Consider the following 5592-nt stretch of genomic DNA (forward strand, 5'->3'; position numbering starts at 1 on the left):
CCGCCGGCCAGGATCGTCGGGACGGGGACGCTGGGTTCGCCAGCCATTTCAAGGGACAGGGCCCGAACCACGACGGCTCAACCGGCACGACCGGCCGGGAGCGGGGCTACCGCGCAGCGGTTTCGTTCAACGTCTTTGACCTTGAGCCGCGAGCGCCGCTGCGGCGCTCGCCGGCTCCAAGGTCTTGTTGGGCGGCATAGCTACCAATCACCAGCTACAGCAGATCGACCCGAATGGCTCCAGAGATTGTGTCCGAGTACGCGGGGCAAGTGGAGAACCCATACTGCTGGTGGATGACACTCAGCCCCACAAGAGCTGGGGAGTTGGGCAAGTCGACTATTACAAACGTCGAAGCGATCAAAACAATTGGATCGACTACCCAGTTGCAGGGGACTGGCACCGGATTCCAACCACAGGACCAGAAGTTGGGGAACGCTGGCATCGCTTGGAATGTGGCCGCTGCAGGGAGTGCGCCAACGCCAAGAACGGAAACTGGAATCCAGCAATTCCCTATGCCGCCCCACACAGGGCCTTGAAACGTGACCCTGACAATTCCGGGGAGACCAAGGTACAGGCTGGGACCAGCCGTCACGGGGGGGATTTGCCCACAGCTCGTGGTAGTGAAACACCCCGACCCTGGCACCAAGCTCCATGAGGCAGTCGTCACCTGCGCAACCACCCGAGATGAGAAGCCGATCAGAGCGGTCAGAATGCAGGAGATGGCAGTCCAGATCATGGCTGCAAGCTAGAGGTCATCGCAAGGCGTGGCAAGGCTGGGTCCGCCCAACGTCTCTGCCGCTCAGCCGCGAGCCGCTTGGGGCTCGCCGGCTGCAGCGGCCTGTTGGGCCGGGCGCGATCATCGCAAGCATGCGTCAGATGCACCAGCCCCGAGCGCAGGCATCGCTCGCATCCGAACGGGGCCTCTGGCGAGTCAGTCCGAACGCGGACGCTCATGCGGGCGTCGCGCAACCTCGGTGGTTGGTTGCTCTCGAATGCCGATGGCGTCGATCGCCGCGGCCCAACTCGTTTTCGCGGGAACAACCGAAAGCCGGCCGCTTCCCCGCAGCGCCACGTTACCGACAAGCGCGCCCGGCCCAACAGGCCGCTGCAGCCGGCGAGCCCCAAGCGGCTCGCGGCTGAGCGGCAGAGACGTTGGGTGCACGCGATGGCCTACAGCCGATACATCGGGTTCGAGAGAGCGGTGATCCTGCTCTTCGCGACCGTCGCCTGCGCGCTGCTCACGATGACCGTGGGCATCGGCATGATTCACCTGCGCCTTCCTCCAACTGACGGAGCCTACGGCAAGCCGTGGTTCTCGATCGAGGTGATGACTGTCGCCGGCCCGCTGTGCATCCTGTGCGCAGCGATTGCCTACCCCCTGATGGTCTGGGGATTGGTCGGGACCAACTTGGCCAAGTCACTGCCCGTGGTGTTCGTCGTCTCCACAGGTTCCATGGCGGCATCGGCGGGAGTCGGTCCACTCGGCGCCGGAATCAGCCTCGCATGCTCGACTGTGGCCATCGCGTGGTGCCGGTGGCGCTTTCGTGATAGCGTCGGAGCGGCACCCAACAAGACGCAGCAGCCGACCGGCGCCCCAAGCGGCGCCGGCGGCTGAGCGTCAAAGACGTTGGGATGACCAGGCCCGTGTACTCCAAGCTGATCTGGTGCCTGCGCGTGGTTGCGTCCGCACTCGTGTTGTGGGCGATATACCGCCACCTCCTGCGGCCGGACTGGTCCGTTCGCATCACGGTTGGTACGCAGGCCTTCGATACCTACCAACGCTTCTGGCTTTGGGAGTCGCCGGACGCCTCAGAACACGGTGGTGTGCTTGGCGGCATCCGTTGGGGGCGCAGTCTTCTCTCCCTCGCAGGCAACATCTGGCTCGCCTACATTGGCTGGCGCCTCCCGGTGGACATTGGTAGTGTAGTGCGTCAGATAGATGGGGAATTATTCGCGAGCGCTTTCCTGGCGCGCGTGACCTTGGCCAGGATGTCGCTGGCCTTGGCAGTCCAGATGAACGGCTTGGGGTCGAGGTTGTGCTGCTCGATGTAGCTTCGGATGGCCTGAATGAGAGCGTCTACGCTGGGGAACGCGCCGCGGCGGATGCGCTTGGTCGTGATGTCGCGGAAGAAGCGCTCGACCATGTTGAGCCAAGACGCGCTGGTCGGAGTGAAGTGCATGTGGAAGCGCGGGTGACGCGCGAGCCAGCGCTTCACCTTGGCGTGCTTGTGGGTCGCGTAGTTGTCGGCGATGACGTGGATGGCGAGATGCGCTGGCGTCTCGCGGTCGATCATCTCCAGGAAGCGGAGCCACTCCTGATGACGGTGCCGCGGAGCGCACATGCTGAGGACGTTCCCGTTCAGCGTGTTCAAAGCGGCGAAGAGGGTCGAAGTTCCGTTGCGCTTGTAGTCGTGCGTGACGGTCTTTGTCCGTCCGCTGCGGAAAGGCAGCGATGGCTGCGTACGGTCCAAGGCCTGAATCTGCGACTTCTCGTCGCAGCTCAGCACAATCGCGTTCGCTGGCGGGTTCTGGTACAGACCGACGACGTCATCGAGCTTCTCGGCGAACTCAGGATCGCGACTCAGCTTGAAGCTCCTGAACAGGTGGGGCTTGAGGCCGTTCTTTCGCCAGACGCGACCGACGGTCGACGCGCTGACCTCCATCGCCTTGGCCATGTCGCGGGTGCTCCACTGGGTCGCGTTCGGTGGGGTCTCCTGCGTCGTCACGCGCACGACCTCTTCGAGTTTCTTCGCGTCGATCGTCTTCGGCCGGCCCCGACCAGGAGCGTCCTTCTCGATGCCGGGAAGCCGCTTCTGGGCGAATCGGTTCCGCCAGAGTCCGACGGTCTTCTGCAGCGTCTTCAGCTCGGCAGCGATGTCCTTGTTGTTCTTCTCCGCCGCCGCCAGCAGCACGATCTTCGCCCTGAGCACGAGCCTCGCCGGCGTCGAGCGCCCGCGGGCGTAGCTCTCCAGCTTCGCGCGCTCATCGTCAGCCAGCTTGATCGTCACGGCTACTCGCATGGGTTTGGCCTCACAGGCTACCCAACGCGTAGGTTCCCGCATAATTACCGCTATTTCCGACGCACTACACTAGCATGGCCGGGTTGTGAACGGGGTGCGCGGTCATCCTCAGCCACCCAGGGGCTTGGCGGCAGTCGAGGTTGCGATCCACCACTGGACAGCTGCTTGGGTGGTGTAGCGCTTGCCGCCGACGAGGACTGACGGGATCACTACGCCGCGGGTGCCGGTGGTGAGCCAACGCCTCACGTTGTTCTTGTGCGGGCGCCTCATGCCGAACCGCTCGAACAGGTCTGGCAGCTGGCCGATGTGAAGCAGCCTCTCGATCGTGGGATCGATGGTGTATGGGTGCGCGGTCATCGTCACTCGTGCTCTCTGATTCGTGTTCTCGATGCGCGCCGACCGAGCAAACCAGGTGGGTTGCGGGTCTTCGCGTGAGAGAAAGAGCAACAGAAGATGCAAGTGGGGCGGCTAACCCACGACCTACGATGGCGTCGCAGCAACTGATTTGAGAAGCAGTTGCGACCAAGAAGGGAATGATGCCCGCATCGCGAATGTGGGCGGTTTTGCTTTCCCGTGGCGAGCAAGGCGGAAATCGCCCAAGCGTGAGCCGTCAGCAAACGTAGGTGGTGCCCGTCACGCCCCGGAGTTCCTCAAGCCATGCAGGAACGGGCGCCCCGAGTTTCCCAACGAACTTGAAACCACTGATGGGTCACACGGGGAACTCGTCCGACCGACCGTGCCGGTCGGTCTTCAACCACTTCAACACGAGGTTCAAGCATGCGCCTTCCCCACATCCCCGTCCTCGCGGCGTTCATCTCCTGCCTGCTCGCCCTGAAGGCTCCCTGTCAGTACGTGTACGTCGGCACGGACTCGAACGACTACCTCGGCGGCGCCAGCTCCTCGGACAGCTACTTCGGGCTGTTCGGTGACGACTACCTCTCTGGTGGTGATGGGTTCGACGACCTCTACGGCGACGAAGGCAACGACCTGATCATCGGCGGAGGGGACGACGACTACCTCTGCGGCGGTGAAGGTAGCGATGTCCTCTACGACGACGATGGGTGGGACATCTTCTCAACCCAGGGCGATGGGGAGCAGGACTGGATCTACTGCGTCGACGGCGAAGACGGGAGACCCGACGTGGTGGAGTGCGGCGTCGAAGACACCGTCTACTGCGACAACGACGACATCATCGCCGTCTGGGATTGGAATGCAGACCTCGGCTGGCACAGGGTGTTCTTCGGCAGTGGCGCGGAGTACTACGACTGGCTGGCGGCGCAAGGTTGATTCTCGCCGCCTTGAGGCCGTGACGGCGACGGACGGCTTACCCGTCCACTCCAGGCTCGCATTCCGTCCTTGCACCGCCTGCCCGATGCGACCATCGGCGAGGTGTCTGCACCCTGTGGCTGCAACGGCCTCTGTCGTTGTGACTGATCTGAACGGCTTCGTCACGCCCCAACCGCCTCCCGCAGCCGCGCCCGGTCCAGCCTCGCGTAGATGACCGTGCTCGCGATGGTGGCGTGGCCCAACGCGATCTGCGTCAACTGCAGGTCGCCGGTGCTGCTGTAGACCCGGGTGGCGAAGCTGTGGCGCAACGCGTGCGCCGACCGCCCGCGAATCTCGGCCGCCGCGAGCCACCGGCCGAGCCTGCGCTGGGCGTGCCGCATCGAGATCCGCCGGTCGCCGGCCAGGAACACCGGCCCGGTGGTGCTGCCGGCGACGAACGTCTTCAGCTTCTCGGCGATCCCGGTTGGCATCAGCACGGTGGTGGGGCGGTTGTTCTTCGTGCTGCGCAAGTTGATCTCGCCGTGCGCGAAGTCGAGGTCGCCGACGTCGAGGGCCAGGGCGGAACCGATGCGCACGCCGGTGCCGAGCAGCAACTCGACGAGCGTGCGGTCGCGGTTGGCCTCGGGGCCCTCGGCGGCGGCGAGGACCTCGAGCAACCGCTTCTGCTCGTCTGGGTGCAGGCCGCGCGGCGGCGGCGGGGCACACCGTGCTCGACGCAGCAGCCGGGCGGGGTTCGAAGCGACGAGGCCGGCGTCGCGCAGGTGGGCGGCGAAGCACCGGATCGAGGTGCGCAGGGCGTTCAACGAGGTCGCCTTCTTGCTCCCGCCGCGGCAGGAGGCGCGGGCGGCGCCGTCGGCGAAGAAGCGGGCCAGCACGTCGGGCGACAGGTCGTTGACGTTCTGGTTGTTGCCGTTCGCGGCCAGCCACGCGATCAGCGCGGCGACGTGGCGGCGGTACTGCCCGATGGTGTGTGGCGACCGGCCGTCGGCCTGGAGCTGCAGGAGGAACCCCTGGAGGGCATCTTGGAGGTGCATGGCCGACATGGAGCCATGCGACCGCCGAGACCATCAAGTCGCATTCAGGCGTCCCTGCCGCTGCATGAACCGCTCCGCAGGGCGTCGTCGTCGCCCTTGGATCAGCCGTGGCGGAAGCAGGCCAGATCGACCGCCCGGGGGTCGCTGGTGACGAAGCTGAACCGGTTCTCCGACTCGATCCACGGCTTGACCTCGATGCGATCGCTGGCGGTGACCCCGCCATGGTGTGCGACGTCGTCGTTGTTGGTGAG

At 65.0% G+C, this 5592-nt stretch carries 5 protein-coding genes; 2 read left to right on the plus strand and 3 right to left on the minus strand.

Features of this window, described 5'->3' with window-relative positions; genetic code table 11:
* Positions 1–952 precede the first annotated feature (952 nt).
* A complete protein-coding gene (locus K8I01_12210) occupies positions 953–1615 on the plus strand; it encodes a hypothetical protein (protein ID MBZ0221180.1) in 663 nt (220 codons plus the stop codon).
* Between the two features lie 316 nt (positions 1616–1931).
* Here the strand turns inward: K8I01_12210 and K8I01_12215 are convergent, their stop codons facing one another.
* Together K8I01_12215 and K8I01_12220 are read right to left on the minus strand one after the other, a co-directional pair.
* On the minus strand, positions 1932–3020 hold the full coding sequence (locus tag K8I01_12215) for an IS630 family transposase (GenBank protein ID MBZ0221181.1): 1089 nt from the start codon (positions 3018–3020) through the stop codon (positions 1932–1934).
* A 108-nt stretch (positions 3021–3128) separates the two neighbouring features.
* Complete coding sequence (locus tag K8I01_12220; GenBank protein ID MBZ0221182.1) at positions 3129–3383, minus strand: DUF1580 domain-containing protein; 255 nt, start codon at positions 3381–3383, stop codon at positions 3129–3131.
* 414 nt (positions 3384–3797) lie between these two features.
* On the opposite strand from K8I01_12220, the gene K8I01_12225 reads away from it, so the two are divergent.
* Positions 3798–4307, plus strand: coding sequence for a hypothetical protein (locus K8I01_12225; protein ID MBZ0221183.1), 510 nt, complete (start codon positions 3798–3800; stop codon positions 4305–4307).
* Positions 4308–4468: 161 nt separating this feature from the next.
* On the opposite strand, the gene K8I01_12230 is transcribed toward K8I01_12225, so the two are convergent.
* Entirely contained in the window at positions 4469–5350 is an 882-nt protein-coding gene (locus K8I01_12230; protein MBZ0221184.1) for a tyrosine-type recombinase/integrase, read from the minus strand.
* Positions 5351–5592: the final 242 nt, after the last annotated feature.

The organism is Deltaproteobacteria bacterium (assembly GCA_019912665.1).
Lineage (GTDB): Bacteria > Desulfobacterota > GWC2-55-46 > GWC2-55-46 > GWC2-55-46 > UBA5799.